The following is a 26412-nucleotide window of genomic DNA, read 5'->3' as shown; positions in this document are numbered from 1 at the left end:
GGCCTAAGTGCTGACTCTTCGGCTGCTGCGGGCGATGGATACGCAAAGTCCTCAGCCAGATTGGCCTGGCAGGTTCCGGACTTGGCGATCCAGGAATTACCGCAGCCAGCGGGCCGTCGCTCCGGGGGCAGGCTCGACCGACCCGGCTGGTCGACAACCCGCTGTAGCTTTTCAGCAGGGTGTTTCCGGCTGTTTGGACATAAACGTGCTGGTATACCCGCAGGTGCACGAGCTCAGCGTAGTCGAGGGAATTCGGGAGATTGCGATGCGTCACGCTCGCTTAGCTGGAGTGTCGCGCATTCTATCGGTTCGAGTAATAATCGGTGAATTCTCGAGTTACGTGGAAGATGCTCTGGCGATGTTCTGGGATGAGGTTTGCAGGGGAACGGAAGCCGCTGGCGCACGGATCGAGTTTCATCGCATCCCTGGAGAGTCACTGTGCCTACAGTGCTCGAGCAGATTTGCCCGTAGCGGCAAGGACTTTCGATGCCCCGCTTGCGGAAGCGAGTGGTTGAAACCCATCATCGGCCAGGAATGTTACGTCGAGTCGATCGAGGTGGAATGAGCGGAAGGATGACATGACAGTGAGAACCATACAAGTTACACAGAACGTGTTGAGCGCGAACCAGGAGACCGCCGAGCGGAACCGGGCGGCGCTGGATGCAGCGGGGATTGTGGCGTTGAATCTGATGGCCTCCCCGGCGCGGGCAAGACTTCGCTGATCGAGAGGACCATTCACGCATTCGAAGGCCAGCTGCGGATCGGCATGATCAATAGCGATACGAGTCCGGCGGACATGGACGCGGAGCGCGCCGAGAAGGCGGGGGCTGTGACGGTACATCTGAACACCGCGGGCAGATGTCATCTCGATGCGGGGATGGTACGGAGCGCAATCGATTGTTTGCCGATAGACGATATCGACCTTCTCTTAATCGAGAACATCGGCAACCTGGTTTGTCCTGCATCGTGGCAACTGGGCTCGCACTTCAGCGTGCTCATTGCATCCACGCCAGAGGGCGACGACAAACCTTACAAATACCCGAGGATGTACAGCGGTGTGGATGCCCTTGTCGTCAACAAGATCGACCTCCTGCCGTATGTTTCCTTCGATCTAGACTACTTCATGAAAGGAGTCGAAGGTTTGAACCCCGGACTAGTGAGTTTTCCGCTCTCGTGCCGTTCCGGCCAGGGGCTCGGTCGCTGGTTCGACTGGATTGAGTCCGTAGCAGTTCGCAATCGCACGGCGCGTCCAACAGCTTTGAGATGAATGTCTTATGTGTCTCGCAATTCCCGGCAGATCGTGTAGCTCTAGGAGAAGGGCTGCATGCGGATGGGTCGGATCGATTAGGCCGGCATCACACGGAAGCCAGCCTGCAGCACATTGTCGATCGATCAAGGTGTCCGGCTTAACAATCGCAAGTTGCACTCTTCCACTTCGAACAGCCTCGACCACGATCGAGGTTCAACCGCCAATCGCGCTCATCGGACGCGGCGGAGCCACGAACTGCGTGCTGTTGATCGAGTGGCCTCGCCACTTAGCGCGCACGCAACCGAAGATCGCTTCGGCTATGGCGTCGTCGTCCGGGGACTGCAGCAAGGGCCGCAGGTCCGTCTCTTCAACGGCAAAGAGGCAGTACCGCAGCTTGCCGTCGGAGGTCAGGCGAAGCCGGTTGCAATTGCCGCAGAACGGCTTGGTCACCGATGAAATGAATCCGACTGTGCCGGCGCCGTCCGCGAACCGGAATTCAGTCGCCGGGGCGCGCTCGTCAGTTGCAGGCACGGGAACCAGTGGCCCGATCGCCCGTTCCAGAATTGCGACCATTACATCGGCCGAGAGCACCTTCTCCGAATTCCAGAGTCCCTGGGAATCGAGAGGCATGAACTCGATGAAGCGGACCTGCATTCCGGACTGGCGCCCAAACCGCGCGAGGGCCACGATGTCGTCCTCCGATTGCCCCTTCACGGCCATGGCGTTGATCTTGATCGATTCGTAACCCAATTCGCTGGCCGTCTGCAACCCTTGCATGACCTTCTCGAATGCGTCGCGGCGGGGGATGCGCCGGTAGGCGTCGCGGTCCATTGTGTCCAGGTGTACGTTGATGCGGCGCAATCCGGCGTCGTAGAGTTCCTGCGCACGATCGGCCAGTAGGACCCCGTTAGTGGTCAGCCCGAGACTCTCCACTCCGTCGATGTCCACCAGACGTTTTATGAGGACGCCCAAGTCCTTCCAAACGAGCGGCTCGCCACCGGTCAAGCGGAACTTGCGCAATCCGAGCCGCACGGCGACACGCACAATCCGCTCGATCTCGTCCACCGAGAGTAGTCCCGCACGCGGAGCGAAGATCGTTCCCGTCTCCGGCATGCAGTAGTAGCAGCGTATGTTGCACCGATCGGTGACGCTGATCCGCAGCTTGGTGTGTACACGACCGAATGCGTCGATGAGTGGCGTTCCGTAGACCATCTTAGACCCCACCCAGCGCGCCACGAGACTGCGAGCCAATTGGTGGAAGACGGCAAGGTAATCCAGGTGGGCTGGCAGGGTCGCGGCTGCATCGTAGGGTCAGAATAGACATGGCGAATGCCTGCTCAGTTCGTGTGCGTGGCGTAGTGCAGGGGTTGGTTTTCGCCCTTTTGTTTACCGTTTGGCGCATGCGAATAGCCTCGCTGGCTGGGTCCTCAATGGCGGCCAGGGAGTGGAGATCCATCTGGAAGGCGCCAAACGAGACATGGAGGCGTTCGTTCAAGAGATGCGAAGTAACCCTCCGTCGGCCTCCATGATCTCCGAGGTTGAGGTCGAACCCGCACCCTGTGAAGACCTGAAGGAATTCAGCATCCGCGAGAGCCATCACGCGGAGCGCCCTACGGTCCATGTCTCGCCAGATTTGCCTGTCTGCGAAGACTGCCTGAAAGAATGCTTCGACCCTTCCAACCAACGGTATAGATATCCCTACATCAACTGCACGAACTGCGGACCTCGCTACAGCGTCATCCTTTCCTTGCCCTACGATCGCGACAACACCACCATGAGTGATTGGCCGATGGACGCGTATTGCGATGCGGAATACCGCGACCCTGCAAACCGCAGATTTCATGCACAACCAGTAGCCTGTCCTGCATGCGGCCCGAATTTTGCTTTGCGCCAGAAGGGCGCCTTGGTCGCGTATGGCTGGAATGCTATCAAGAGGACAGCAGAACTTCTTTGTGAAGGTGGGGTCGTCGCGATAAAAGGGCTGGGTGGATATCATCTGGCCTGCGATGCACGAAATTCTGCAGCAAACGCTGTTCTGCGCGAGAGAAAGTTCCGCAAAGAAAAACCTTTTGCCATCATGGCCAAGGATATCGAGGTTGCAAGCCGGTTGGTTTTCCTCACTGCCGACACTGAGGTATTGCTCACGTCTCTGGCTCGTCCAATTGTGATTGTACCGGCTCGATTCGAGCTCGAAGGTGTTGCGCCGGACAATCGCGATCTCGGTGTAATGTTGCCTTACACACCACTGCAGCACCTACTCTTCGCCGCGGGCGCTCCGGAAGCGTTGGTTATGACCAGCGCCAACCGGTCGAGCGAACCAATTGCATATAAAGACGCGGACGCATTGCAGCGGCTCTCCGGAACCGCAGACGCGTTTCTAATCGGCGAACGGCCAATTGCGCGCCGGGTGGACGATTCAATTGTTCGAGCTGGTGCATTCGGCCCGGTAATTCTCAGACGTTCTCGCGGATATGCGCCCGGCGCGGTGGCGACGCTGCCGATTAAACGCCCTGTGCTGGCGCTAGGAGCGGACCTCAAGAACACGATCACGCTGGTAGTCGACGGCCACGCATTTGTAAGCCAGCATATTGGCGACCTCTCGCACTACCAGGCATTCCATAGCTTTACAGAAACTATCAAAGACCTAATCACGATGTATGACATCGACACTCGCGACCTGCTTTTAGTGCACGATAGTCATCCTCAATATGTTTCAACCATCCATGGCGCCACGATGCCCGCCAACGAGACACGAGCAATACAGCACCATCGAGCGCATTTGGCTTCTGTTCTTGCGGAGCGCGGCGAATGGGCGAAAAGGATTGTTGGTGTCAGCTTTGACGGAACCGGCTTCGGGGACGACGGTAGCATCTGGGGGGCGAGATCTTTGTGGGGAGCCTCGAAAGCGGCTTCGAACGTGCTGCACACTTGCGCGCCGCCGCTCTTCCTGGCGGCGATGGTGCGGCACAATATCCGGTGCAAGCCGCAGCCGGCTTTCTCGCACAGATCGACGGCTTGCCCGATCTAACCCAGCCGCCGTTCAACTTTGGCTCGCGCTATCGAGACGCGACGCAGTTGATCCGTCGTGATGTGCGCACCTTTTCAACGACGTCGATTGGGAGGCTCTTCGATGTCGCTGCCGCGCTGCTCGGTTTTGTGAGGGAGAGTACATTTGAAGGTCAGGCCGCAATTTGGCTCGAACACATAGCCCGGAACTCCTCAAATTTAACCCCTATCCTTTCCCGATAACTGGCGGGGATCTCGATTTCCGTCCGCTGCTAAATGCAGTCATCCGGGACCGGCTGCTCGGACGGGCAATATCTGAAATTGCGCGTTCCTTCCAACGTGGCGTAGCCGCGGGATCGGTCCAGGCAATTGTGCGGCTATGCCAGAGTCATGTGATAGATACAGTCGTACTTTCCGGAGGTGTCTTCCACAACGAGCTGCTACTTGAAGACCTGCGATCACTCCTCGAGCCCCACCGGCTTGAGATTTGGACTAACCACGCAGTACCTCCGAACGACGGAGGAATCAGCCTTGGCCAGGCGGCGCTAGCCACATTCGGCCACTTCAATGAAACAAAATCTTTCACTCTTGAAGGGGCGCTGCATGCATGAACTTTCGATCGCGATGAGCATCGTGGATATGGCACAGGAAGAAGCAGCGCGGCGCAAAGTCTATATCGAGGCCGTTCACCTCGAGCTTGGTGCTCTCTCGGGAGTGGTCAAGGAGGCCCTTCTTTTTTCTTACGAAGTAGCTTGTGGCGGCACGCCACTCGAGGGCTCGCGCCTGGTCGTCAAAGAGGTACCAATCGAGGTTTACTGCCCGGCATGCCAAATGCCCAAGACCCTGAAATCGATGCAACTGTTTTGTTGTCCCGACTGCGGCACGCAAACGCCTGAAGTCATTCACGGAAAAGAGCTGACTATCACTGCCCTGGAGCTGAAACAATGAATCCGGAACCGCGCATGTTAGAAGTTCGCAAGAACGTTCTCAAGCAAAATGATGTGATCGCACGTGCACTACGCGATCGCTTTCGCGCCCAGGGAACACTTGCGGTGAGCCTCGTCTCGAGCCCTGGCGCCGGCAAAACCACGTTTCTCGAGAAGACCCTTACCCTTCTCAAGCCGCGCTTTCGGGTCGCTGCGCTGGTTGGCGATCTGGCCACGGAGAACGATGCACTGCGGCTGGCGCGCAGCGAGGTGCCCGTAAGGCAGATCACTACCGGAACGCTCTGCCATCTTGAAGCAGCCATGATTGAGCACGCATTGGAAGACTGGAATCTGGGCCAACTCGACGTACTTTTCATTGAGAATGTGGGCAATCTGGTTTGCCCTGCCTCCTATGATTTGGGTGAGGATCTCCGCATGGTGTTGCTGTCAGTAACGGAAGGCGAAGATAAGCCGTTGAAGTATCCCACCATCTTCAACAGTGCCGACGTAGCGGTGATCACCAAGATCGACCTGGCAGCGGCAGTCGAGTTTGACGAGCGCGCAGCCAACGCAAACATTCAAGCAGTACGGCCTGGAATGCAAGTGTTCAAGGTCTCTGCAAAGACTAACGAGGGGATGGACGACTGTTTGCAATTCCTTTCGGATGCGTTGACAGAGCGATCGCAAAAAATGACCGTGTAGACGATGGCATAATGAAATGCATCCAAGAAGGAAGTTAGCAAGCAAATCGGTTGAAGCAGGAAAATCGGTTCGAGTCTCAAGACAGGCAGATCGCATGACGAACTTGCTGGCAGTAATTAGCGTCGGATTCCTTCTTGGAGTCCGCCATGCCACCGATCCCGATCATGTCATTGCCGTTTCAACGATCGTGAGCCGTCAGCGAAGTGTCCGGCAGGCAGGTCTAATTGGCGCATTCTGGGGAGTAGGCCACACCATCACGATCTTTCTGGTGGGAGTGGCCATTATTTTATTCAACCTGGCAATTCCGCCTCGCGTCGGCCTCGCTATGGAACTGGCCGTAGGCTTGATGCTGATTCTCCTTGGAGTCCTTAATCTCACCGGCGTCACGCAGTGGATAACCCATAGGTTTACACCGGTTCATAGCCACATCGGAGTGGGAATTGTGCACTCCCATGCCCACGAACATGAGGGTGTTCTCCACGACGAGCACATTCACAGCCACGCGCCGGAGATTCACGTGCATCTCGACCAAAAGCCCAGAGGTCCATTTCAGATTGCGTTGCGGCGGTTAGGGCTGTCTCAGTTTCTACGGCCCCTGGCAGTTGGACACATTCACGGACTCGCCGGATCGGCCGCCGTTGCTCTACTTGTCTTGACCGCAATTCGCGATCCTAGGTGGGCGATCGCCTATCTTCTGGTTTTTGGTCTGGGAACGATCGCTGGAATGATGCTGATCACAATGATTATTGGTGCGCCGTTTGCTTACACAGGCAAGCGGTTTGCACCCTTAAATCGCAGCCTCGGACTAGCATCGGGATTGGTCAGCATAGCCTTTGGCCTGTTTATCACCTTTCAGATCGGCTTTATGGACGGACTCTTCACCCCCACCCCCATTGGGCACCGCATTAATCAAAAGTTTTGTGGTAGTTCCGTGACGATCTCATCGGCCTGTTATCGCCGACTGAGCCAATTGTGCACACGGTGCACCGAAATCAGCAGATCGCCGGTGGCATGGAGAGCGTGCCGATAACGCAGCCCGATTCGTCGGATACGGGGTGCCGGTCGTTGAGAGGGCGCTTGAATGTACACCCAACCGGGCGACGCTAGTAGGCTATGGGACGCTGCAGCCTGACACTGCGCCCCTGGACACTTAGGGGAAAGACTACGAAAAGGTAAAGCAGAAATAGGATTGCAGTCGACCTTTGCCGCATTCGCGAGCTGGTGAAAGGCACCGTGCGGAACTGCCAAAAGAAAAGAACGGTGAGGAATACACACCACACTTCCAATACGATTGCATCACGAGGAACCGAGCCGCTTTGCTGAAGGCTGCGGGGTGTTAGGTCTAAGACAAAACATCGTACAGTTGAAAGGACCTTCGCTTCCATTGATCGCGAAGGGTGCTGGAGCACCAACGGGATCCGTTTGGATTGCGTCAACACAAAGCGGCCTGCTTATTTCTGGAGCGGTGCAGGAGCAGGAACCGCACTTTGCGGTGGGTAGAGCTGACCTACTGGCCTCGGACCATGTAGAAGTTTGGCTTGCAGCGGCGGAGGATCCACAGTTGCCGCTAATAGGCTGGGGAAACCAGTTCGGGGAGACGGACCTGGCATCTCCCGCTGAGTGCGACCAAACGTCCGATGGACTGGGGTTCGAGAAAAAGGGAGATGCGGCGACCCGGTGCAGAGCGTGGTACGACGCTCAGGTGAGCTATCGGGCTTCGTTACTGCGCATGTTCTCCCGCAGTGGGTGTTTTCGGGCGATCAGTTGTTGCACTCTTCTACCGTTGCGGAGATGTACGCGGCGCCAGCATATGCCCAGATTGATGGAGTTCCCGATGAGCTTGCGCCTCGCGATGGGTTGCGTGTTTCGATGGATCGAAGCTGGGCTTTACCGGCGGCGGGCTCGAAGCCGGGTGAACCGAACAGAATTTCCGGTTTTCAGTTTAGTTTGTTCGTTCCTTGGCAAGCATTTCCCCCGCAACGGCAGCTTTCATTACGTGACCTACGTTTGAAGGTAGATGTGTTTGCTAAGGCCCCAGAAGGACGCAAGATGGGAGCATACGCGACGACCGCCCCGCTTGGTGAATGGGGTAAGCCAGCGACGTTCAACAGGGTTCGCTTAGCGAAGCCGTACGAAATGGTTCTTTCGCCTTGCGGTGTTTCGCTCGAGGAAGAGGACCAGAGCGGCACTCCAGCGTCATGGCTTGAGCGTGTTGCCGCAATGCGACGGTAATCAGGAATGCAAACGGCGGTACGGGAACTACGATTACGAAAAAGCGAAAGGGGCTTCTCTCTTTCGAGATCTCGCCCCCCGCTTTCCGACATATAACCGGCGACAGGATTCTTCAGCACGACGGTTCGTGCCGTCGCCACACATTCCGGATGGCACCGGAGCGCTTCCAACTGCTCAGCCTTGGGGTGTTGACTAAGTGGGCGTCGAGTCTTCCCCTCGGACGCGAAGCCGTATACGATCCGCTCACGATTGGAATTCTAATCGTAACCGTAGTTCTTCTCCTCTTGCGCAAACTGGATAGCCTCTGGATCATCCTGGGGGCGACGGCACTGGAACTCGCTGCCGCATCGACACACGTCATCTCAGGATTGTAGGAGCAGCAGCTTCTCAGGGTTGAGCTCAACGTGCCACGGCAGAGGCCGTGATTGCAACTCACAGTAGGCGTCTTTAGCCAGTTCGACCTGTAGGTGGGGAGCTTCATCTCCAATCGGAGAGGTGTTCAAGTGCAGATATATGGTGATCTCGAAGGGAGCCTCACTGGTTGCGACAGGCCAGCAGGGGAAAGTATTGACCGCATCGGGTGTCTTTGTGAAGACAAGGTGATGAGCACGGATTCCGACATGAGTCATGGAATCGCCCACATCGACTGCTGAACTGAGCTGGCAGTTCCATTCTGCTACTTCAATTTCCCTAGAGGAGAGGCGCTTCGCTGCCGCAACATTCTTGCAGCCGGTGAGCCGCGCGGCTGTGACTGTTCCAGGCCGCTCAAACAACTCTTGCTTCGGGCCTGCGGAGATGATCTTTCCATAATTGATAACCGCGAGATCGACGCAGAAGCGAAATGCTTCCCCCACATCGTGCGTCACAAACAATACGACGCCTGCATATCCTGCAAGTGCTTCCCGTAGTTGCTCTTCCATTTGCCGTCTCAAGTGAGGATCGAGGGCAGCGAATGGCTCATCCAGCAGTAGGACATCGGGTGCGGTTGCCAAGGCGCGGGCGAGCGCGACGCGCTGGCGCTGGCCTCCAGACAATCGCCCTGGATAGCGATCGGACAAGTCAGCGATATGAACGAGCTGGAGTTGACTTATCATTCTACGGCTGCGTTCTGAAGATTCGAGCTTGTTCAGTCCGAAAGCGACGTTTTCCGCAACCGTCATATGGGGAAACAGGGCATAGTCCTGGAAGACTACGCTCACTCGCCGCTCTGCCGGGGGCAAATTTACCTTGTCTGTGCTGGCGTACAGAACTCTTCCATTCACAACAATGCGTCCGCGGTCGGGAGTGACCAATCCGGCAATTGCGCGTAAGGTCATGCTTTTCCCGGACCCTGAAGCACCCAGCAAGCCGAGTGTGCCGCGATTGGCCATGAGTTGAACGTCCAGCGGAAAACTCTGCAACTGCATTGCAATCGCCATCTCAAGCCGAGCGCTTTGGACACCTGGGATAGTCTCTGCCGGGCTGGTCGCGATTGAGATAGGTCCAGTGGAAGATCCCGTGGTCGGCTGGGGTGGAGACGGCCGTCCCGTGCGCTCATAGTTCAGCAACGCGATGATCCCGAAGGAGAGCGCAATGATGAGGAGAACCCATACGGTTGCTGTCCGCATGTCCCCACCTTCAGCAGCGGAAAAGATAGCAATCGGCAGCGTCTGCGTCCGTCCCGGAATGTTGCCTGCCAACATAAGCGTCGCGCCGAACTCGCCCAACGCTCTGGCCGAGGCAAGCACGGTGCCGGCAAGTACACCCGGCCACGCCAGAGGCAAAAGCACCCGCCGGAAGACACGCCACTCCGATGCTCCCAGCGTGCGCGCAGCCTCAAGCAGAGTTGGATTTACCTGCTCGAATCCACCCAGAGCCGTGCGGTACATCAATGGGAAGGCCACGACAACCGCCGCAATTACGGTCGCGGGCCAGGAGAATGCGATAGTAAATCCGAGATGTTCGAGAGCCTGGCCGATGACGCTTCTTCGTCCAAAGGCGAGCAGCAAAAGAAAGCCAACTACGGTCGGAGGCAAAACAAGAGGGAGAGTCAAAACACCATCGATCCAGCCTCGCATGCGGCCTTTGGTCCCGTACATTGCTTTGGCAGCAAGAACGCCAAGCACAAAGGTGAACGCGGTGGCAACAACCGTCGTCGCAAACGAGATGCGCAGTGGAGATAGATCCAGAGGCATGGTTATTTCACCGCGACAGTGAAGCCATGCTTCTCAAAAATTCTTTTGGCGGTCGAACTCTTCAGGAACTCCTCGAATGCGATGGCCTCGGTCTTATGCCTACTCTCCTTCAAAACGGCGATTGGGTAGACGATGGGCTGATGGGTGTTCTCTGGAGCCGTGGCGACTATCCGCACCTGCGGCGCAATGAGTGCATCCGTTGCGTAGACGATTCCCACGTCCGCATTGCCCGTCTGGACATAACTCAGAACCTGACGCACATCCTTGCCGAACACCAACTTGGGCTTTATTTGATCGAAGAGGTGAAGAGCAGCAAGGGACTGCTGACCATATTGCCCGGCTGGGACGCTGGCGGGGTCGCCCAGCGCGATCACACGCACGTTGGGATTCGTCAGACCTGAGAAATCGGTGATGCGAGATTCCTTCGCAGCAACCAGAACCAAACTGTTTCGAAGGAGATCCGCACGAGTGCCCGGTTCCAACAACTCCTTTCGTTCGACATCATCCATCGGCTTCGCTGCGGCTGACAGGAAGAGGTCCACTGGCGCGCCCTGCTCAATTTGCTGAGTGAGTGTGCCTGATGATCCATAGTTGTTCTCCAGAGTGATCTCGGGATGCTGTCGCGCATAGGTAGTCTCGACCTCGCCCATCGCATCTTTGAGACTGGCCGCGAGAGAAAGAGTCAGCGTCGTGATCTTCGGATGCGAGTTGCATCCGCTCAAAGCGACGCAGAGGACGAGGAGAACAAAACAGATCGATTGTCGTTTGACCATATTTTTCATTACGGCAATTCCTCTAGAAAGCCTCCTCATTAGGTAAGGACGAATTGCCGGGAACAGCCTGCTGACATCATAATCGTCCGTTCCGAAAGACTCCGTGATGGCGTGCAGCAACAGCTTCCGACTCTCACGACTGACCATGCAACGAAGCTCTCGCCTGAATAAACGCGTAAGCGTCAAGAATACTGTGAGGTGCAATAAGTATTGCGGACAGAGTTTTTCAGCATCGTTGTCTGGAGTGGGCTCAATTTTGGACTGACTACAAGAAGATGACACTCGCACAAGGATCGAGTTGCGTGAACGCGACCTCCGCGATTGGAAGCAGAGAACCTGGGCCGACATTTATTTCAAGGGTGATGAAGCCTACGACGCACTTGATGCCTTTCAGGAACAGCACGGCGACTCCCCAACGCCGTTGCAAACCTACGATGAACTAGTCAGCTTTACCAAAGACAGAAATGACGTGATGAACCTGCTTCGTCGGGTCAATTCGATGGCCGCCCTCTTCCCCCAAAATGCGGTTATGAACGAACTCTTTGCCATCACTGGAGGAATGAAAGAGAACCCCCAACTTCTTTCCCCGAAAACCTCGAAAAGCTGTTCGAGGCCATAGAGAACGTGAGGCAGAAAGCGCTGATAAAGGACCCGGCGATCCTCGATTGACTACGTCTTCGGGCAATTCTCAATGCATGGCAGGTCGAAAGTTGAATGTTCACCTTGTTGGGCCGGGCGTCACGTTCGGTCAGATTTCCGCTCGGATGAAATAGTCCGACCGCTCCCAGCAATCACCCCCACAACGAAACAGGAAGGTTGACCGAGACCCTATCCTCAAAACACGAAAGCCCTCCGATTTTCGGAGGGCTTTTTTTCGTCGACTGCACGTGCTCGTCGACGCTATGATCTCGTCAGTGCCTTTTCGGTGTCCTGATTCGAAGTTGCTTTCGCTCCGAGTACTCTCTGTAAGTATCTGATTCTAAGAATGATGATTTGGTGGACCTGATCGGGATCGAACCGATGACCTCTTCCATGCCATGGAAGCGCGCTCCCAGCTGCGCCACAGGCCCACTCTCAGGAAGGACTCTTTCTATTCTGGCCGAGAGCTTCAGATTAGTCAATGTGCGCGGGAACTTATCCGCCATGCTCCGGTGTCTAAAGCTAATAGAGTGAGCGAGCACTCGGCCGCCGGCGGCGCAGTTTCTAACACCTTCTGGAGAGTCGCGCCCTCGAAAGTTGCATAGCGATTCATCACGTCGTAATGTAAAGGACACCCGATATGCAGGCGGGCACGATAGTGGGCAATCTAGCTAGCGCGATAGGCATCACCACCGAAGACGTTGCTCTCATCGCCGACCTAAAAGCCGGATCCGAGGAAGCCTTCGCTGTGCTGATCGCGCAGTACCATCAGCCGCTTTACTCTCTCATCGCACGCAGCCTCAACGACCCAGCCGACGCCGCAGACATCACGCAGGAAGTCTTCATTAAGGTATTCCGCAGCATCCGCGGCTTCCACGGAGAGGCCAGTCTGCGGACCTGGCTCTATCGCATCGCGCTTCACGAGGCCTCCAACCAGAGACGCTGGTGGTCACGCCACAAAAAGCAGGAGATCACCATCGACTCCTCCTTCGAGTCAGATCCCGACGCCGAAAATAGTCATCAGAGCCTTGCTTCTACACTCGCGGACCAGTCCGATTCTCCCTTCGACCACGCCGCCCAGGCCGAAGTTCGAGAGCGCGTTGAAGCTGCTCTTCGCCAAATTCCAGAAGCCTTTCGCACTGTAGTCATCCTGCGCGAGATCGAAGGCTTCGCTTACGAAGAGATCGCCGAGATCCTCAATGTCAACCTTGGCACTGTGAAGTCGCGACTCACCCGTGGCCGCGCCGCCCTTCGCACCATCTTGAACGCCGGCGTCGCAATCGCTGCAACCAATTCTGCGTCTTCCACAGACTCCCAGACATCCAAGTTGGAGGTGGCCCAATGACCTACCCGACCTGTCTGAAGTGCCAGTCTTCTTTCTCGGCGTATCTCGATGGTGATATCAGTGGACGCCAGATGCATAAGATCGCGTCGCACCTGGAGAGTTGTACCGAATGCAAGCAAGAGTTTACCGCGTGGCGTGCCACTCAGCAGGTGCTCTCAAGCGTAGGACCCGCGAAAGCCCCTGCAGACCTGGCGCTTCGGCTTCGGCTGGCCATATCGCATGAGCACTCCAAGCGCAAATCGAGTTGGATCGATACAGTTAGCCTTAAGTGGGACAACACCGTTCGTCCTATGCTTCTGCAGGTCTCTGCAGGTTTTGCAGGCACGGTCGCTCTCGTCGGCGGCATCGCGCTTCTGCTCGGACTTTTCGCTGCGCCGGAGCCCGTTATGGCAAACGACGAACCACTCGGCGCGATGACCTCTCCCCACTATCTCTACTCCTCAGTCAACCCGCACGCCATCGTCACCGATCACGACGGTGTCATCATTGTCGAGGCCAGCGTGAACTCAGAAGGTAAAGTCTACGACTACCGCATCGTCTCCGGGCCCGAGAGTCCAGTGGTCCAGAGCCAGGTGGTCGATCAGCTTTTGACCAGTGTCTTCCAGCCGGCCAGTGTCTTCGGCGCTCCGGTGCGCGGGCGCGTCGTGCTGACTTTCTCGGGCATCTCCGTCCGCGGCTGAAAGGCCGATCGCCCCACATCACCTTGATCCAAGAGTGGAAGTCCATGCAGAGTGACCGCGAACTTCTCGCCTCCGCCTACAAACACTTCAACGTCCGCGACATCGACTCCGTACTGAACCTCATGTACCCCGATGTAGATTGGCCCAATGGGTTGGAGGGTGGTCGTGTCCACGGTCACACTTCAGTGCGGGACTACTGGACCCGTCAGTGGGCCATCCTCGATCCTCATGTCGAACCGACAGGCTTTGCCTCCGACGCGGACGGTCGCACGATGGTTCAAGTCCATCAAGTCGTTCGCGATCTGGCGGGCAAAGTCCTTCTCGATCACATGGTGCAACACGTCTATCTTGTGCAAGATAGTCTTATTCGCAGCATGGAGATTCGCGAAAGTCCGCTCTCCTGAGCTGGCGCATCCCGCGGACAGGTTGCCTGTCATACCTTCGCTCCCATAAACTTCACGGGGAGCGTCGAATCCATATCGTGTCCTTTCCAGCAAAACCGTCTTTCTTTCGCCATCACGCATTTTTCGTCGCGTGCCTGGCGTCTTCCTTGCTCCTGACCCCGCTCAACGTCAAGGCTCAGTCAAGCTCCTCTAGTAGCAGTTCGGATGGGACTCCCGACGCGACGGTTTCGAAAGAAGCGCCGACCAAAGCCGCGCCCCGCATCGCTCAACCCGAAGCGGGTGGCTCTGCGATTACTCTGGAAAACAGCGAGCCTCTCTTCGATCTCGCTGTTGCGCTAAATGTCTGCGGATACGACGACGGCCTCGCCAACTCCGCCCCGGTGCGCCACAAGATTCGCGATGACATCAACGCACAGATTGCCGCCTCGGCCGACACCCGCACCAGCAGAGATGCGCTCTGCGCCTACGTTCGCGGGCACACCCTCGTCGATGCCAACCTCAACCTTGCCCAATACATCTCGCTGGCTCTCTATCTGTCGCCGCCCCCAGCCTCTCCCCGATCGTCGGTGAGACCGAGTTGCCACCCGACTCCACCCAGGTCGTCAACATTCTCCCCTGCTAAGAACCTTCGCCGACGACGTACACCTCCACGCAATCTGGATCGAACATCGCGCTGAGTATGAAGACCTCCTCAAGCGTGTCCACGACCCACTCACGCGCACAATTCTCAGCACCAACATCTACCTCCATCTCCCGGTCAGCAGCTACGACGGCCGCCGCTTCCTCGTCCTGCTCGAGCCCATGCTCTCTCCCTCCACCACCAACGCACGCATCTACTCGAACGACTACATCGTCGTCACCTCACCCGCAGGTGAACCTCTCGGCGCAGTCCACATGGACGACATTCGCCATAGTTACCTGCACTACGAGATTGAGCCGCTGGTTTACTCTCGGGCCTCGGCGATGGAACGCCTCCAGCCTCTGCTCAAAGCCGTTCAGGATGCGCCGCTCGACTACACCTACAAAACCGAGATCGTTCCCCTCATCACCGAGTGCCTGATCAAAGCCGTCGAAGACAGAACGATGGACGTAGGGATCCCCAAGCCAACCAAGCCCACTGCCGTAAAGCAGCGCGCCGAGATCGAGCAGTACAACGCCGACCTGAGCGCCTACGAGCGTGAAGCCGAAGCCACCCGCCGCAAGGCAGTCGACCTCGCCATGCGCCAGGGCTGGGTCCTCACCGAGTACTTCTACAATCAGGTCGGCCAGATGGAGAAAGAATCCGTCAGCCTCAAGGAGTACATGGGCGAGATGGTCTATGGCATGGACGTAGACCGCGAGCGTCATCATGCCCAGCAGATAGCCTTTCTGCCCTCCGGCAGCCGCGATGTCCTCCGTCGCGCCCCGCAGCAGCTTACCGGTCTGCAACTCGCCGAAGAGAAAATCTTCAAGGGCGATCTCGCCGGCGCCTCCGATATCGCCAACAAAGTACTCGCCGACCCCAAAGGGGACCACGCCCAGGCCCACTACGTCCTGGCTCGAGTCAACCTTATGCAGCGCCAGCCCGGGGCCGCCTTCGCCGACTTCCAGGAAGTCCTCGACTCTTCCAAGGATCCCCGAACCCTCGCCTGGTCGCACATCTACTTAGGCCGCCTCTACGATGTAAGAGACGATCGCAAGAAGGCTGTCTCCGAATATCAAGCCGCACTCACCGTCCGCGATGCCCAGCCTGACACCAAGGCCGCCGCTGAAAAGGGAATCAAGGAGCCCTTCGTCGCGCCAAAAGCCGCACACCCAGCCAAGGACGAGGACGATGACGACGCCCCGCTGGATCCCAGCGGCAAAGCCGAGAAAGACGCCTATCGTCCCCCGCCTCCTCGCTAGGCCATCGCCGTCCGTGGCCCGGATAAAGCCCTTGGCGGCATGGGAACTTCGCCCCGAACAGGTGTCCTTTTAACCGCCGCAGGAGTGAGCTTTCCCTGCAAATCCGCTTCATTCCTCTCCCAACGAGCGTCTACCCTTAGCACGCCGCACCTTCCGTCCGGTAAAGTAGAGCAGGGGATTCTATGACGACGCGCCACAGAAAGCCCGGACGACCGCAGTCGAACGGTGCCCCCCGGCTCTGTTCGACCACATCTTCCAGCGTCCCGACCTCCTCACCTGGGCCCTCACCCACCGTTCGCTCGCCTACGAGACCAACCCCGAAACTCTCCCCGATCCAGCCGCCGACAACGAGCAACTCGAATTCGTCGGCGACGCAGTCCTGGGCCTCGCCGTGGCAGAGGCATTGTTCCGCCGCTTCCCGGCCTCGCGCGAGGGAGAACTCACCCGCCTCCGCGCCTCTCTCGTCAGCCGCCGCCACCTCGGCGAGGTAGCCGCACGCATCGACCTCGGCTCGTTCCTCCGTCTCGGACGCGGCGAAGAACAAAGCGGCGGTCGCAAAAAACCCGCTCTCCTTGCCAATGCACTCGAAGCCGTCATCGCAGCCCTTTACCTCGACGGCGGCCTCGACGCCGCACGCTCCTTCATCGAAAAGCACATCATCGAGCCCGCTCTCCCAGACCTTCATATCGCCCTTGCCGGCAGCAAAACCTTTAGCGGCGCCATTGGCGACCACAAATCCGCCCTCCAGGAGCACCTCCAGGCTACCGGAGCCGGCCAGCCCCACTACGTCCTCACCGACCAAAGCGGCCCCGACCATCAAAAACGCTTCCGCGTCGAAGTCCGCATCGACGACAAATCCGGCGGTTCCCGTGCCCTCGCCGAATCCGAAGGCTCCACCAAAAAACAGGCCCAACAGGCTGCGGCCCGCCTGGCATTCGAGCGCCTCGTCGCAGAAGCCCGCATGGTGGCCGAGACCTCCTCCCTTGAGGTAACAGCGGAGGTGGTCGAATGACCCAACCCGCCGCCGTCTCTAACAATTCCGCTATCCAAGACCCTTCCACATCCAACACTCCACAAACTCGTCCACCGACCCCTCACCTGTCGCCAGGTCAGCCACGCCACCCGGCGCATCACGACAGACCCAGCGTCTTCACCGCACTCCAATCCCTTCTGCACCTCATCGTCATCGCCATCTTCATCATCAGCTTCTGCGTGCAGCCCTTCCGCATCCCCTCCGAATCCATGGAGTCCACTCTCCTCGTCGGCGACTTCCTCCTCGTCGACAAGCAGGCTGCGGCACCCGACGGCGCCGGCACCCTCCTTCCCGCCGCCGCCATCCGCCGTGGCGATATCATCGTCTTCCACGACCCCGTCGATGCCACCCTCCACCTCATCAAGCGTGTCATCGGCATCCCCGGTGACCACCTCCGCCTCCGCCAGGGCCGCGTCTACATCAACGACCACGTCCTCGCCGAACCCTACGCCGTCTATCGACCAAGTCCACCCGACAACTTCCGCGACAACTTCCCTCGCCTCCAGAGCGCCGACCCCGAGATCGACTCCCACTGGTGGATCCGCATGCGCTCCCTCATCGAGAACAACGAGCTCATCATTCCCACCGGCAATTACTTCGTTCTCGGCGACAACCGCAACGACAGCGAAGACAGCCGCTACTGGGGCTTCGTCCCTCGCGAAGCCATCGTAGGCAAACCCCTCGTTATTTACTTCTCCCTGCAGCCCCACGAAGCTGACGACTCCGACGCCCGCGGCAGCATAGCCCAATCCGCCACCGCTAATCCCAGCCGCCAGCGCGTCAGCAAAATCGACTCCGTAGTCGACTTCGCCCGCTGGGGCCGTACCTTCCAGATTGTCCGCTAGCTTCACACCCATCGCGTGGGGGAGATTTTAGGCCTCTCTTTTCGCGCATCCCGCTACAAAATGCTCGCCCGTGCTTGCATGTAACTTCGAAGACCTATTACTCAACTTCGAAAGCCACATATTGCAACACCGACTGGCGTTCTACCTCTAACGCCACGGAATCGCCAGGTTTGAAGTTCGCAAGCTGCTGCCGCAACTCCTCGGAGGAATTGAGCGGTCTCCCATTAATTGAGCGGACGACGTCTCCTACCTCCAGATTGGCGAGGGTAGCGGGTTCTCCCGCCAGAACACCGGCTACTACAACTCCACGCTTAGAGCGCAGCCCAGGCAAGGCTGCGGCGATAAGATCATTGAGGTCGATCACAAAGACGCCGAGAGCTGGAATCAAATCTTTCGTCGGATTCGTGAGGTCCGACAAGCTATCCACGATGGGGAGCGAATCGACGGTGTTGACGGAGAGTGTGACCGGTTTGCCGCCGCGCAAAACCTCCATGTGGAGTGGCGCTCCTCGCTTGTGCACATAGAGATAAGCGGTGTACTTCGGAAAGGAGTCGATCGGAACGCTATCTATCGTCTCCACAATATCTCCGGGGTGCAACCCAGCTCCTGCGGCCGGGCCGGCCGTATCGACATCGGAGAAGATCACACCATGATCCTGAGTTAACTTCAGGCCTGCTGCAAGATCAGGAGTGATCGCTTGTGCATGCGCTCCGATGGAAACGGAAGGCACAAATCCGTGCGCTTTCAATTCGTAATAGACGAAACGAACGACAGGTTCCGGAATAGCAAAGCCCAGACCCTCGCTTCCGCCTCCAGAGCTATAGATAAAGGTGTTGATTCCAATCAAATTGCCATCGCGATCTATCAGCGGGCCGCCGCTATTACCCGGATTGATGGGTGCATCGGTCTGCACGTAAACCATCGGGCGATCCAACTCAGGCTGTCTGCCCACCGCGCTTATGATTCCCTTGGTGATCGTGTGGTCCAGCCCCTGTGGCGATCCAATGGCAATGGCTGTCTGACCTAGGCGCACATGAAATGGCTCCGGCAATGCAATTGCGGGAAGGCCGTGAGCCTCGATCTTGATGACCGCGAGATCCGCATATCGATTCGTGCCTATCAATTTTGCCTCGTACACACGCTGCGGATTCGCCAGTTGAGTGTGCCACGTTACCAACTCGACTGTCGTCGGCGCAACGATCACGCGAATGCGAAGAGCGCCCGCGACCACATGATTGTTGGTAACGATGTAGCCGTCCGGATCGACGATAACCCCTGATCCAATCACGCGCTGTCGTTGCAAGGTCGCCTGATCCTGATCCTCGTCGCTACTCTCTGGTTTTCCAAAGCCGGTAACTTCTATTTGCACCACTGAGTGCATCACCCGTTCCGCAACTTCATCGATGGCCAGGTCGTACTCCCGCAAGATCGTCGACCCGTCGGCGGAGGTGCCGGTCGTCTCTGGGCTCTTCTGGCCAAGTACAGACAACGACGCGGAGATGCATAAAAGAGTAGAGAGGAGAGGGATCGCGAGTTTCATTCGAGGCTCCTACGAGCAAGCGGGCTAATAAACAATCTAAGCGCTGGTGGCTCGAGTGACGGACTTTTTTCGGCGGTGTCCCACTTCGAAATTTTGAGATCAAGAACAAAGATTGCGTACATCACTGGCACCTGGAGTTTGGTCACTAAGGTTGCGACCAGCAGGCCGCCAATTTGTGCGTAGCAGAGCGGTTTCCAGAGCGGACCGCCGTGTGCCGCCAGGGGAACCAGCGCAAACACGGTAGCGAACACGGTGATCAGCACCGGGCGAAGGCGAAGTATTCCGGCGTCGATCAGAGCAAGCTCGAAGTCATCACCCGCGATGTGCCGCTCCTCAATGAAATCGAACAGGACAATCGAGTGACTGACGATAACGCCCACCAGGCTGGCGACACCGAGAAATGCCATGAACCCGAAGGGTTCTCCCATGATCCATAACGCCGCAAACGCGCCAATCATGCCGTACGGAGCAGCGGCTAGCACCAGGAGAGGCTTGATGGCATCTTTGAATTGAAAAGCCAGCGCCATAAAAACAGCGGCAATGGAGACCACCATGACCATGGCGAGGTTCCGGAAGCCGTTCTTCGTCTTGTCGTACTCGCCGCCAATCTGGATCTTATAGCCAGGTGGCAGTGTCGCTTCCATCTTTCGCAGCCTGGGCATGGCGGCTTTCAGCACCTCAGAGCTCAAGTGTCCAGCGACAGGGAAGCTGCGAACGTTAATCGTACGGAATTGTTCCTGCCTGACGATGCGGCCTGTCAACAGACTGTGATCGATGTCCGAGATCTGCGCGAGCTTTATCTTGTTAGTATCTTGCGAACCATAGACGTATAGATCCTGAACATCGGAGAGCTGCGCCCGTTCCCCCATTCGCAGGCGGGCTACAATCGGAATCTGCTTCTGGCCTTCTTGCAGAACTCCGACAGTCGAGCCGCTGATACCCGCAGTCGAAGAGTTAGCCACATCCATGTTGGTGATGCCAGCCAGGTTCGCTCGATCAGGGTCGATCGTCAGCGCAATCTGCCCATTTGCTTCTCCCCATTCACTGCGGGTACGCTCCGCGATCGGAATCGAACGCAATATGTCTTCAACTGTCGTTGCCAGCGACTGTAACTCACGAATGTCCCCTGGCTCCTGCTGTGCGCTAAGATCAGCGGCACTCGAGATGCGAATCTCAATAGGGTAATCCATGGGGTTCGTCAATAGCTGACGCGCATCCAGGCGTGCTCCCGGAATCGATGAGGTAAGTACAGGTTGCAGCTTCCTGACAAACTCCGGCGTCATCTCCTTGTCGTTGACCTCGATTAAAATCTGCGCATAGTTCAACTGCTGACCCTGCGGAGACGCGGAGAACCAGAAACGTGGGCCGCCCCCGCCGACAAAGGTGGTGATGTAACGCAGGAGACCGCTTCCTTTCAACCGCTGCTCATGTTTCCTGGAAAAGAGCGCTGCCTGTTCCCGTACAACCTGTTCCGCTCTAAGCGCAGTCTCTTGGGTCGCTCCGATGTTCGCGTCGTTCGGCAACCAGACATCGATGTAAGACCAATACTGAACATCCTCCGGAAAGAACGTGGTACTTAGTCTGGAAAAATCAGAACGCCGCCGGCAAGGAACAGGAGCGATGCGAAGAAAAACTTCCAACGATGTTCGATTGAGTACTTTGCTGCGCGCGCATAGAGGCCAAAAAAGCCGCTCTCACGTCGCTGCTCCAGTGACCTTTCACTGCTTTTTCCGGACGAAGCAGATAATATCCGAGTACGGGTAAAAAGGTCATCGAAACCAGGCGCGACGCAACCAGTGCCACCGTCATCACAATCGGCAAGCTAAAGAGAAACTCGCCGGTACTACCCGTCACCATCAGGAACGGCAGATAGGCCACAATGTTGGTGACCGTCGCATACATAATGGCAGTTGCAAGCTTGGTCGGACCAAGCCAGGCCGCGATGATGCCTGGATGGCCTTCCGCAAGAGAGCGCTTAATCGAATCACCGGCAATCACCGGATCATCGACCAGCAGTCCAAGCGCGATAATCAACGTGGCCACTGAAACTTGCTGAATATCAATGCCGAGCAGGTACAGCGCACCGAAGGTCATTGCCAGTGTAATTGGGATGGAAATAGCCATCAGCAGCGCGGAGCGCCACTCCCAAAAGCCGACCCAGGACACCAGCACCACAAGAACAATCGCCTCGTACAGCGAATCCATAAACAGGCTGATGTTCTCCTTCACCTGCAAAGGCTGATCTGAGGTCCGCGCGAAGACCAGATCGTCGGGGAGATATTGCTTTACCGCAGCGAGCTTCGCATCAACGCTTCTGCCAAAGTCATCGATCTGCGCACCATCTTTAACCTGAACCGCCAGCGTTATGGCGCGGCTGCGATGCCAATGTCCTTGCTTGTCTGCCCACGTGAGGTAATTCAAATAACGCGCGGGGCTTTGGTAAGAGCGCGAGATCTCCACGAGATCGCGAAGGTAAATAGGGCTTTGTGCCGCGGAAGAAGAAGAACCGACGATCACATCGCCAATCTGCCGTGGATCCGTAAATTTTCCTGAAGGATTGATCTGAATGCTGGAGGGTCCCGCCTCCAACTGGCCTCCCGGCAGCGTCACGTTGCGTGCACCTAGTATGTCCTTCAAGTTAGAGGGAGTCATGCCGTACTGTGCTAATCGGTACTGGGAGTAGTCCAGGTAGATTTGCTCAGAGAGCACTCCCTTCCGATCAATCTTGGCGACCTCCGGCGCACCCTGGATAGTTCTGCTCATCAGGTCGGTGTAGTCATCAAGTTCTCGATAGGAGTACCTATCTCCCGCCACGGCACCCAGCCGTTTCTCCGAGTCTTCTGGATTACGAATGAAGACTGCAGGCCACGCATCCGGATGCACTTCGGAGCGATGCAGCTTGTCTGCGACCAATCGATCCCTTCCACTGTGGAGTTCTTCATCCGTCAGAGTAGTGCCGATATCGACACCGATAAAACCGCTGCCTTCGAAATAGTGAGGATCGGAGATCATCCCGGTTTGTGCCGCAGACTGAATGACGGAAACAAAAGAATCTCGCACCAGAGAAGCCGATACGGACAAGGGAAATGCATTCACGATGCTAACCCGCGCCTTCGGCGATCTTCCTGACTCCACAGCACGTGTCTTCTCGATGGCACTGCGAATCGAACTTGCCCGCAAAGCCACGTCAACCTCGTTCGCGGGGGACTGGCAACGGTCAGCATCAAAGCTGCGGTGTCACCAAAGTCGCTGTTGAACTGGATGGGGCCCGCACCCTGCGGCAACATGCCATTCAGAGCATTCAGTTTCAAATTCATATCGGTGAACTGCTTCTTTGGATCAGTCACCTGGTCATCGAGCTGAACATACACCATCGAAAGGGAAGGAAAACTAAAAGAGCGAATGCCAAAGTCAGAGGCTGATGGAGGCTTGACGAAAGCATTCTGCGCCATCGACTGCTCAACTTGTCTGGTAACGAGTTGTTCGACCTCCTGTGCCGTCGCCCCGGGCCACTGGGTGGAGGCAACGGCCACGCGCACTGGGATCTTCGGGTCTTTGCGCTTTGGCATATGCTGAAAGCCATACCAACCCCACATGCAGAGCGCTACCAGGATAACCAGCGAAAGCTGCCGGTTCTCCACGAAGAAGCGCGCCGTGTTGTGAGTGTGAGCGATGTACTCGGCTTCAGACTTGTGGCTCATGGCATCCCGTCGATTACTTCTTCACTCCGCAACCTGCTGACCAGCAGTTATGGAATAACGCGAACCTGATCGCCACTCTTGATCAAAGTGACGCCGGTCGTAATCACTCTTTCCCCAGAACTAATTCCGCCTTTAGCAACAATCATGTTTCCAAAGGTGTCGCCAAGCTCCACGGGTTGTAAGCGCGCCGAGACTAGATCGCCAACGCCTTCCGCAGTCATCACCGCAAAACCATTTGCTCGCCCAGGGTCACGAATGATTGCAGCCAACGGGACTGCTAGCGCAGGTTGTTGCAATTTTGCGCCCTTCACGCTAAGCGAAGCGATCATGCCCGACTTCAACTCGTCTCTTGGATTCGGCATCGTCACCTCGACAGAAAAGACCCGGCTCTTCGGATCAGCGGCAGGCGAGATCGCACTGACGCGACCATCCACCGAACTAGAGAGCGCGTCTGTGTTGATAACCAGGTGTTGGCCTGGCCTGACCCGGCTGATGACAGTGTCGGGAACTCCAAACACTGCCTTGACCGAGCTCGTATCGGCTAGAGTAAATCCATTGGTGGCTGGTCCCACCAGGCTTCCGAGATCGACGCTGCGCTTCACTAACCAGCCGCTGAAGGGAGCGCGCAGAGAACAATAATCAAGCGCGATCCTCGCCTCGCTGATCTGTGCCTGGGCGCCGGAGACCGATGCAGTGGTGCTATCCAGTTGCGCCTTGGCGGAGTCGTAGTCAGGTTTAGTAGCACTCTGTGTTGAATAAAGCGCGGAGACCCTTTCAAAGCTAAGTTTCGCTTTTTCGTGTTCTGCCTCACCACGCGCGAGTTGCGCCTCGGCCTGTTGCAGCTTCTCGATATAGTCCTGCTGGCTGACTAACGCGAGCACTGTCCCTTTGGGAACCCAATCTCCCTGATCGACATTTCTTATACCGCCGCTCGGGTTCTTGACTTGGTGGATCTTCTCGACATAGCCGTTCGATTTGAAGGACAAGTCCACCTGCGCGTACGGAACGATGTTGGCCGAATACTTCGTGCTGCTCTCTTCAGAGATCATCTGCACCACGGCCGTGTGCACTGGCAGGGGAAGCGTCGCAGCAGAGTTTTCCTGTTTGCATGCGGAGACAGCGATGGCGAGAGTGCTCGCGAGAGTTGCGGTCCAGAGTCGATCCTGCATGCTAGGTCGATTCATCGTTCACTCTTCCCCGAGGGCTTTCTCAAACTCCGCCTTCGCGTTCCAGAACGAAAGCAGGCTCTCCTCGTACTCGTGATTGGCGTTGGCGACCGCAGCTTCCTGCTTCAACACGTCGCGTAACAGTACTGCCACTTGCTTGAACTGATTATTTACTTCACGCAGCTTTTCATCCGCTGCATCGCGTGCTGCCAGTGCAACCTCCAACATCGAGCGGCTCTCGCTCAGCTTGCGAAAGGTTTTGTCGACATCCAGCAGTATCTGCGAGCGCGTCTGGTCCAGTTGATACTGGCTCTGCTGCACCTCGACACTCTTTTCCTTTACGGTGTCCCTGCGACGACCCCACTCAAACGGCTCCCAGGTCATCTTCACGCCGCCCGAGAGAATATTTTGTGGAAGGATTTGTGTATTGATCGGAGTCAGATATTGCAGCTGTGCCCCAATACCGGGAATATATTCAGCCTTTGCCAGACGGCGATCATTACCAGCCCGATCGACGTTGATCTTCGCCTCCCTAAGCTCGGGCCGCTGTTTCAGCGCCGTCTCCCTCGCCACTTTCAAATTCATCTCGTCGTTAGACACGGGAGGAACAGGCTGAGTGCGAAACGGAGTATCAAGATCGCGCCCCAGCAGATCGTTGAGATGTTCCTTCTGTGTCTCTAAATCATCTTGAATCGTAACAAGCTGATGCTTTGCCTGGGCCAGTTGTGCCTTCACTTCAAGGCTCTCAGATTTCAGGACCGACTCCTTACTCAGGTACTGACCAGCCACCCGATCGGTCTCCTCATACTCCTTCACCAGCGATCGCTCCAACTCCAGAGCACTCTCCGACTGGAGAATGCCGTAGTAGGCCTGCTTTACGTCCGCCACCGTCGTCTGCCTCTTCTGCTTATATTTTTCTCCTGCAAGATCGGCGGAGAGCTCCTTCTCCCGGATCCCAAGATGTATCTGATAGAGCTGCGATATCGGCTGCGATGCAGTTGCAATGGCGTATCCGGTAATTCCATTCGACAGGCTGATCTGAGTATCTTTCGATGGAATCGGCGGTCCATTTGGCTGCCCATTTGTCGTTCCGAAGATGCCTTCCTTAAACGTGAAGGTTGGCGAAGTAATATTTCCCGAGGCCAGCAACTCTGTCTTGAGCTCGGGAAATCGGTGCGTTCTGGCCTCGGCGACCTCCCATCCGGACTTGCTGACATCGAGCCTGGCGATCTGGACCGGCCTGTTATTTCCCAACGCGATCTGAATTGCATCGACCAACGCAAGCTCCGGCACCTGGTCCGCAGCACCTTGGCACCAACCGGAGAGGCTCCATAAAAAGACCAGGCCGCCCGAGTAGCAGCTCAACAGCCTTGCGCGCCTTGCTTGTATCATCGCCATACCGGGATCGAACCGGACTCCACGGACCCGCGGATAGTTTGCCTACAATCCATTTGTCCTCAGACGGGCGCCGCCTCCCTTAGGTCCGAGACTGTTCAGATCATCGAGGACCGCTTGTCGGTCTTGCGGTCGGAATGAGCCAACGTTCATCGTCTCTTCGATCTGAGCCTTAGCGGCCTTCATCGCCCTGAACTGTTGAAGCATGCCATCTCCACTGCCCTTGATCGATTGGAGCGAATTCAGGCTCTCCTGAAGCTGCTGCACCTGCGCGGGAGTTGGTTCGCCATGCATGACAGCGGCGAAGATGTCTTTGCCAAGTTTTTCCCTGGCGTGTCAGGTTCTGTCGATGGCGCCGGCTGTCTCGTCGCCAACATCAGCTGAAAGTCCTGTCGCAGAGTGCCGCGGTCAGGCTCCGTTACGGTCGCCATGATAGCTCTAATCTTGGAGACGGCCGTGTAGAGGGTCATCAGGTCAATGGGTGCGCCCGGCTGCTGTTCGCTCTTGGCCTCTTTAAGTATCGCCAGATTCCCTTGAATCTCTTTCAACTGAGGGACGGTAATACTCTGATCCATGACTGCTGCTTTTAGATCCTGCTGGAACTTCTCCTTAGCCGGATTGGATTCCTCCTGCGCTGCGATGAGCCAGGAAGAGGTGAAGATCAGTGTCGCCAGAAGAGCGACAGGGAAGCCGATAACTCTTCGCTCGCATTCCATAG

General features: G+C 56.9%; 29 protein-coding genes and 1 tRNA gene. 19 read left to right on the top strand and 11 right to left on the bottom strand.

Going from position 1 to position 26412, the window contains the following annotated elements; all coding sequences use genetic code 11:
- The first annotated feature begins 34 nt into the window (after window positions 1-34).
- From RBB80_RS01780 to hypB (RBB80_RS01770), 3 genes are read left to right on the top strand one after another with little or no spacing between them, the layout of a single operon-like run.
- Window positions 35-565, top strand: a complete 531-nt coding sequence (locus RBB80_RS01780) for a hydrogenase maturation nickel metallochaperone HypA (protein ID WP_433970053.1) — start codon at window positions 35-37, stop codon at window positions 563-565.
- A gap of 13 nt (window positions 566-578) precedes the next feature.
- Complete coding sequence (locus tag RBB80_RS01775; protein ID WP_433966634.1) at window positions 579-722, top strand: hypothetical protein; 144 nt, start codon at window positions 579-581, stop codon at window positions 720-722.
- Window positions 719-1267 (top strand): hydrogenase nickel incorporation protein HypB, encoded by a 549-nt coding sequence (hypB, locus tag RBB80_RS01770; protein ID WP_433970051.1) that lies wholly within the window; start codon window positions 719-721, stop codon window positions 1265-1267. Before RBB80_RS01775 ends, hypB (RBB80_RS01770) begins: the two co-directional genes overlap by 4 nt.
- A 195-nt stretch (window positions 1268-1462) precedes the next feature.
- Here the strand turns inward: hypB (RBB80_RS01770) and moaA are convergent, their stop codons facing one another.
- A complete protein-coding gene (moaA, locus tag RBB80_RS01765; protein ID WP_433966633.1) occupies window positions 1463-2461 on the bottom strand; it encodes a GTP 3',8-cyclase MoaA in 999 nt (332 codons plus the stop codon).
- A gap of 181 nt (window positions 2462-2642) precedes the next feature.
- On the opposite strand from moaA, the gene hypF reads away from it, so the two are divergent.
- The 8 genes from hypF (at window position 2643) to RBB80_RS01725 (ending at window position 8489) form a co-directional block, all read left to right on the top strand.
- Window positions 2643-4277 (top strand): carbamoyltransferase HypF, encoded by a 1635-nt coding sequence (gene hypF / locus RBB80_RS01760; RefSeq protein ID WP_433966632.1) that lies wholly within the window; start codon window positions 2643-2645, stop codon window positions 4275-4277.
- Window positions 4178-4498 (top strand): Kae1-like domain-containing protein, encoded by a 321-nt coding sequence (locus tag RBB80_RS01755; protein ID WP_433966631.1) that lies wholly within the window; start codon window positions 4178-4180, stop codon window positions 4496-4498. The genes hypF and RBB80_RS01755 overlap by 100 nt, the downstream gene beginning before the upstream one ends.
- On the top strand, window positions 4441-4866 hold the full coding sequence (locus tag RBB80_RS01750; RefSeq protein ID WP_433966630.1) for a Kae1-like domain-containing protein: 426 nt from the start codon (window positions 4441-4443) through the stop codon (window positions 4864-4866). The genes RBB80_RS01755 and RBB80_RS01750 overlap by 58 nt, the downstream gene beginning before the upstream one ends.
- Window positions 4859-5203 carry a hydrogenase maturation nickel metallochaperone HypA gene (locus RBB80_RS01745; RefSeq protein ID WP_433966629.1) on the top strand — a complete coding sequence of 115 codons (345 nt, stop codon included), beginning with the start codon at window positions 4859-4861 and terminating at the stop codon, window positions 5201-5203. The genes RBB80_RS01750 and RBB80_RS01745 overlap by 8 nt, the downstream gene beginning before the upstream one ends.
- Before the next feature lie 14 nt (window positions 5204-5217).
- Window positions 5218-5883, top strand: coding sequence for a hydrogenase nickel incorporation protein HypB (hypB, locus tag RBB80_RS01740; protein WP_433966628.1), 666 nt, complete (start codon window positions 5218-5220; stop codon window positions 5881-5883).
- Between the two features lie 94 nt (window positions 5884-5977).
- Window positions 5978-6913, top strand: a complete 936-nt coding sequence (locus tag RBB80_RS01735) for a high-affinity nickel-transport family protein (protein WP_433966627.1) — start codon at window positions 5978-5980, stop codon at window positions 6911-6913.
- Window positions 6914-7569: 656 nt separating this feature from the next.
- The gene (locus tag RBB80_RS01730) at window positions 7570-8115 is read left to right on the top strand and encodes a hypothetical protein (RefSeq protein WP_433966626.1); all 546 of its coding nucleotides are present in this window, start codon (window positions 7570-7572) and stop codon (window positions 8113-8115) included.
- A gap of 149 nt (window positions 8116-8264) precedes the next feature.
- Window positions 8265-8489, top strand: coding sequence for a hypothetical protein (locus RBB80_RS01725; RefSeq protein ID WP_433966625.1), 225 nt, complete (start codon window positions 8265-8267; stop codon window positions 8487-8489).
- Here RBB80_RS01725 and modB read toward each other — a convergent pair.
- Entirely contained in the window at window positions 8478-10289 is a 1812-nt protein-coding gene (gene modB, locus RBB80_RS01720) for a molybdate ABC transporter permease subunit (protein ID WP_433966624.1), read from the bottom strand. The genes RBB80_RS01725 and modB overlap by 12 nt on opposite strands.
- A gap of 2 nt (window positions 10290-10291) precedes the next feature.
- A complete protein-coding gene (gene modA, locus RBB80_RS01715; protein ID WP_433966623.1) occupies window positions 10292-11071 on the bottom strand; it encodes a molybdate ABC transporter substrate-binding protein in 780 nt (259 codons plus the stop codon).
- A 289-nt stretch (window positions 11072-11360) separates the two neighbouring features.
- Between modA and RBB80_RS01710 the strand changes: the two genes are divergently transcribed.
- Window positions 11361-11681: a hypothetical protein gene (locus RBB80_RS01710; protein WP_433966622.1), complete on the top strand. Its 321-nt coding sequence runs from the start codon at window positions 11361-11363 to the stop codon at window positions 11679-11681.
- A gap of 375 nt (window positions 11682-12056) precedes the next feature.
- Here RBB80_RS01710 and RBB80_RS01705 read toward each other — a convergent pair.
- Window positions 12057-12132: transfer RNA gene (locus tag RBB80_RS01705), tRNA-Ala, on the bottom strand.
- A gap of 209 nt (window positions 12133-12341) precedes the next feature.
- On the opposite strand from RBB80_RS01705, the gene RBB80_RS01700 reads away from it, so the two are divergent.
- The 7 genes from RBB80_RS01700 to lepB all read left to right on the top strand — a co-directional run bounded on the left by RBB80_RS01700 (window position 12342) and on the right by lepB (window position 17892).
- A complete protein-coding gene (locus RBB80_RS01700) occupies window positions 12342-13046 on the top strand; it encodes an RNA polymerase sigma factor (RefSeq protein WP_433966621.1) in 705 nt (234 codons plus the stop codon).
- A complete protein-coding gene (locus RBB80_RS01695; RefSeq protein WP_433966620.1) occupies window positions 13043-13726 on the top strand; it encodes a zf-HC2 domain-containing protein in 684 nt (227 codons plus the stop codon). The genes RBB80_RS01700 and RBB80_RS01695 overlap by 4 nt, the downstream gene beginning before the upstream one ends.
- A 44-nt stretch (window positions 13727-13770) precedes the next feature.
- Complete coding sequence (locus tag RBB80_RS01690) at window positions 13771-14130, top strand: nuclear transport factor 2 family protein (protein ID WP_433966619.1); 360 nt, start codon at window positions 13771-13773, stop codon at window positions 14128-14130.
- A gap of 146 nt (window positions 14131-14276) precedes the next feature.
- Window positions 14277-14807, top strand: a complete 531-nt coding sequence (locus RBB80_RS01685; RefSeq protein WP_433966618.1) for a hypothetical protein — start codon at window positions 14277-14279, stop codon at window positions 14805-14807.
- Window positions 14808-14931: 124 nt separating this feature from the next.
- Complete coding sequence (locus RBB80_RS01680) at window positions 14932-16014, top strand: tetratricopeptide repeat protein (protein ID WP_433966617.1); 1083 nt, start codon at window positions 14932-14934, stop codon at window positions 16012-16014.
- A gap of 238 nt (window positions 16015-16252) precedes the next feature.
- Window positions 16253-17026: a ribonuclease III gene (gene rnc, locus RBB80_RS01675; protein ID WP_433970050.1), complete on the top strand. Its 774-nt coding sequence runs from the start codon at window positions 16253-16255 to the stop codon at window positions 17024-17026.
- The gene (gene lepB, locus RBB80_RS01670; protein ID WP_433966616.1) at window positions 17023-17892 is read left to right on the top strand and encodes a signal peptidase I; all 870 of its coding nucleotides are present in this window, start codon (window positions 17023-17025) and stop codon (window positions 17890-17892) included. The genes rnc and lepB overlap by 4 nt, the downstream gene beginning before the upstream one ends.
- A 97-nt stretch (window positions 17893-17989) precedes the next feature.
- On the opposite strand, the gene RBB80_RS01665 is transcribed toward lepB, so the two are convergent.
- The 7 genes from RBB80_RS01665 to RBB80_RS01635 all read right to left on the bottom strand — a co-directional run bounded on the left by RBB80_RS01665 (window position 17990) and on the right by RBB80_RS01635 (window position 26410).
- Window positions 17990-19432 carry a trypsin-like peptidase domain-containing protein gene (locus tag RBB80_RS01665; RefSeq protein ID WP_433966615.1) on the bottom strand — a complete coding sequence of 481 codons (1443 nt, stop codon included), beginning with the start codon at window positions 19430-19432 and terminating at the stop codon, window positions 17990-17992.
- Window positions 19429-20955: an efflux RND transporter permease subunit gene (locus tag RBB80_RS01660; protein WP_433966614.1), complete on the bottom strand. Its 1527-nt coding sequence runs from the start codon at window positions 20953-20955 to the stop codon at window positions 19429-19431. The genes RBB80_RS01665 and RBB80_RS01660 overlap by 4 nt, the downstream gene beginning before the upstream one ends.
- Before the next feature lie 67 nt (window positions 20956-21022).
- Complete coding sequence (locus RBB80_RS01655; protein WP_433966613.1) at window positions 21023-22528, bottom strand: efflux RND transporter permease subunit; 1506 nt, start codon at window positions 22526-22528, stop codon at window positions 21023-21025.
- Window positions 22525-23133, bottom strand: a complete 609-nt coding sequence (locus RBB80_RS01650) for an efflux RND transporter permease subunit (RefSeq protein ID WP_433966612.1) — start codon at window positions 23131-23133, stop codon at window positions 22525-22527. The genes RBB80_RS01655 and RBB80_RS01650 overlap by 4 nt, the downstream gene beginning before the upstream one ends.
- 47 nt (window positions 23134-23180) lie before the next feature.
- The gene (locus RBB80_RS01645) at window positions 23181-24317 is read right to left on the bottom strand and encodes an efflux RND transporter periplasmic adaptor subunit (RefSeq protein WP_433966611.1); all 1137 of its coding nucleotides are present in this window, start codon (window positions 24315-24317) and stop codon (window positions 23181-23183) included.
- Window positions 24318-24320: 3 nt separating this feature from the next.
- Window positions 24321-25664, bottom strand: coding sequence for a TolC family protein (locus RBB80_RS01640; RefSeq protein ID WP_433966610.1), 1344 nt, complete (start codon window positions 25662-25664; stop codon window positions 24321-24323).
- A gap of 272 nt (window positions 25665-25936) precedes the next feature.
- Window positions 25937-26410, bottom strand: a complete 474-nt coding sequence (locus RBB80_RS01635; RefSeq protein WP_433966609.1) for a hypothetical protein — start codon at window positions 26408-26410, stop codon at window positions 25937-25939.
- Window positions 26411-26412 lie beyond the last annotated feature (2 nt).

Source organism: Tunturiibacter gelidiferens (assembly GCF_051013345.1).
GTDB classification, from domain to species: domain Bacteria; phylum Acidobacteriota; class Terriglobia; order Terriglobales; family Acidobacteriaceae; genus Edaphobacter; species Edaphobacter gelidiferens_A.
The sequence above is the reverse complement of the archived record's forward strand: the minus strand, read 5'-3'. Positions and strand labels throughout refer to the sequence as shown.